This is a genomic window from Bradyrhizobium sp. NAS96.2 (assembly GCF_001908235.1).
Taxonomy (GTDB): Bacteria; Pseudomonadota; Alphaproteobacteria; order Rhizobiales; family Xanthobacteraceae; genus Bradyrhizobium.
Map to the genome: position 1 here is coordinate 1 of NZ_LGHK01000356.1, position 2514 is coordinate 2514.

Annotated in this window: 3 protein-coding genes; all 3 read left to right on the forward strand. The window is 63.8% G+C overall.

Annotation, left to right across the window (positions count from 1 at the left end):
* The first annotated feature begins 35 nt into the window (after positions 1-35).
* The 3 genes from AC628_RS41215 to AC628_RS41225 all read left to right on the forward strand — a co-directional run bounded on the left by AC628_RS41215 (position 36) and on the right by AC628_RS41225 (position 2471).
* Positions 36-1289 carry a helix-turn-helix domain-containing protein gene (locus AC628_RS41215; RefSeq protein WP_074132523.1) on the forward strand — a complete coding sequence of 418 codons (1254 nt, stop codon included), beginning with the start codon at positions 36-38 and terminating at the stop codon, positions 1287-1289.
* Positions 1286-1948, forward strand: a complete 663-nt coding sequence (nusG, locus tag AC628_RS41220) for a transcription termination/antitermination protein NusG (protein WP_083633324.1) — start codon at positions 1286-1288, stop codon at positions 1946-1948. Before AC628_RS41215 ends, nusG begins: the two co-directional genes overlap by 4 nt.
* Positions 1949-2189: 241 nt before the next feature.
* Positions 2190-2471, forward strand: a complete 282-nt coding sequence (locus AC628_RS41225) for an HNH endonuclease (protein ID WP_074132525.1) — start codon at positions 2190-2192, stop codon at positions 2469-2471.
* Positions 2472-2514: the final 43 nt, after the last annotated feature.

The window sequence follows — 2514 nt, forward strand, 5'->3', positions numbered from 1 at the left end:
GCGTTTCCCGAATTCTCTCTGGTTAGGAAGTTAAGATGACCGCGAAAAAGCGGGCGCGACGCATCGCCTCGGATGAGGCGACGGCATGGGCGCGCAACCTCGAGCTGGGCAACCCTTACGCAAAAAGCGTGCTGCGGGCGCTCGGCGAGTACGTCGACGGTGACGGCATGTGCTGGGTTGGAATCCCGTCGCTGGCGTCGGACACGGATCTGTCGCAGGACACGGTCCGCCGGCGGCTCGGTTGGCTCGAGGAGATCGGCGCGATCGGCCGGACGCCGCAATGGCTCGACGAGAACGGTCGCCGCAACGGCGACGGTCGGGGCAAGCGCACCACGGATCTGATCCGTCTCCTGGTCGACGCCGATATCGGCGCGATCGAGGCGCGCGCTGCTGGACGCGAAGTTGATGAAATGCCAGCAAATTCAAGGGCGATTAGCCCTAGCTGGCAGCAAGGGCTAAATTCCGAAGCCGACGACGCCAGCCCTCGGCCAGCACTAGGCCAGCCCTCGCAATACAGCCAGGGGCTAGACTCTTTTGAACCTGAACCGGAAAATCCCCCTAAGTCCCCCTCCGGGGGATTTCCGGACGATCACAAGGCGATCGAGGAAAGCGAACCGACCGAGTTCGCAGCGGCATTCGAGAGCTATGTCGGCCATGAGGTCATGCGGCGTGACCTCGGCCTCGAGGAGTTCCGTCTCCTGACGCCGGACGATCGCGCCTGGTGCTTCCATGCGGTCCCGCTCTACATGGCGAAGCTGCGCGAGCTCAAGCAGCGCCGGCCGATGAACTTTCATCTCTGGGTGCGGACGCGCGGCTTTCGCGAATTCGCTGCGCCTGGTGTTGCGCCGGCAAAGCCTGCGGCGCCACAACGGCGATTTGTGCAAGGCGACGAGCTCAAGGGCTTGGCAGTGGCGACGCAGATCGCCGAGCGACGCGAGCTGCGTGTTATCCGCGAGCTGGATCTCGGCGAGGGCGTCTGGACGCAGCTGCCGCTGCAGGTCGATCTCACGGCGATGGCAGCGTTTGCCGGCGTCGATCGCGAGGCCTGGCAGGTCGTCGACCTTGGGACGCCGCAGTTTGCCGCCTGGCGCGATCGCCTGGCGCTCTGGACCGGCGTCGAGCCGCAGGCCGAGCGGATTTTCCTCGAGCCCTATGACCAGAACGTTCATGGCGTCTCGTCGTCAAATCCGAATTTCCGTTTGAGGAAGTCAAAGCAGGGCTTTCGCGTGCCGGCGCCGTGGCCGCCGCGCCGCGACGGGACGTGGCAAGTCGCAGGGGAGAGCGAATGAACATGCAATACCGCAAGGGGCAGATCGTCGGTTATGTCGAGGCCGGCGGTCGTATGGCGGTGCCGGCGATGCCGGAGAGCTGGCGCGTGCTGCAGGTCATGCCTGGCCGCGACGCCAAGGTCATCAAGGCTTTCGGCGAGCGTTGCATCAGCGGCTGGTCGCCGACTGTTGTGCATTTCGTCCAGCGCGGCAGCGGCCAAGCGGCGCGGCGTCCGCATCTCGGCCGGCGGATCGAAAAGCCGTTTCTGCCTGGTCTGATCTTCCTGCCTGATTTCGAGCTCGGTCGTCTCGCCGAGATCCGCAGCATTCCCGACGTCGACAACCTGCTCGAGTTCGGCGAGCTGCGATCATGGCTCAATGCGACCGAGATGCAGCTGCTGCGCGATATCGTCAAGATCGAGAACATGCTGCCGTCACGTCGGCGATGGGCACTGGCGCAGCTGTTCCTGCGCTATGGCTTCATCAAGGTCGCCGAGTTCAAAGACGAAACTGAAATGCGAGTAGGTCGAGAGATCCGCGTCGCCGATGGTCTGTTCTCCGGCTTTCGCGCGCTGATCGAACGAATTGACTCAAAAGGCCGACTCAGCGTCTTAGTCAGCGACGGAAAGCACGGCGTCAAGGTAAGTGGTTTGACCGAGGCGCAGATCGAGCTGATCTAATTCGCGGTGCGGTGCATGCGCGGCAGCTCGACTAAAAGTGCGGAGCCTGATTTCAGGCGGACGCGCGCAGCGTGCCTCAACATCCTAGCCAGATCCAACGCCGATCGCAGCTGATGCGGTCGGCGTTTTCATTTGCATAGGTTGTGCGGTAGCGCCTCGGCGCTGCCGCTGCCCTCCTTGGGCGTTTCCTCCCTAGACTTGAGGCCGATCATCGCAAGGTGGTCGGCCTTTCCTTTTGTGGATGCCGCAGCCGCCCTGGAAAGCCTGGTACAAGCTCGCGCGCTGGCAGGCGCTGCGCCTGCGCATCTTCCTGCGCGATCGCTACACATGCCAGCGCAAGGGCTGCGGCAGGGCCGAGCCGAACACGTCGCGCCTGGTCTGCGACCATGTCATCCCGCATCGTGGCGATAAGCGCCTGTTCTGGGACGAGGCCAACCTGCAGACGCTCTGCAAGGCTTGTCACGATCGAGACAAGCAGCGCGAGGAGCAGGCGAGCCTGCACACGCGCGGCGTCTGGGACTGATTGAGGGGTAGGGAGTGGGCATTTCCTTCGCGAGGCCCTCTCC

What these genes read in the sequence shown, in the direction of transcription:
- AC628_RS41215 (WP_074132523.1), top strand. Translation starts at nt 36, where the DNA reads ATGACCGCGAAAAAGCGGGCGCGACGCATCGCCTCGGATGAGGCGACG.
- AC628_RS41225 (WP_074132525.1), top strand. Translation starts at nt 2,190, where the DNA reads ATGCCGCAGCCGCCCTGGAAAGCCTGGTACAAGCTCGCGCGCTGGCAG.
- nusG (WP_083633324.1), top strand. Translation starts at nt 1,286, where the DNA reads ATGAACATGCAATACCGCAAGGGGCAGATCGTCGGTTATGTCGAGGCC.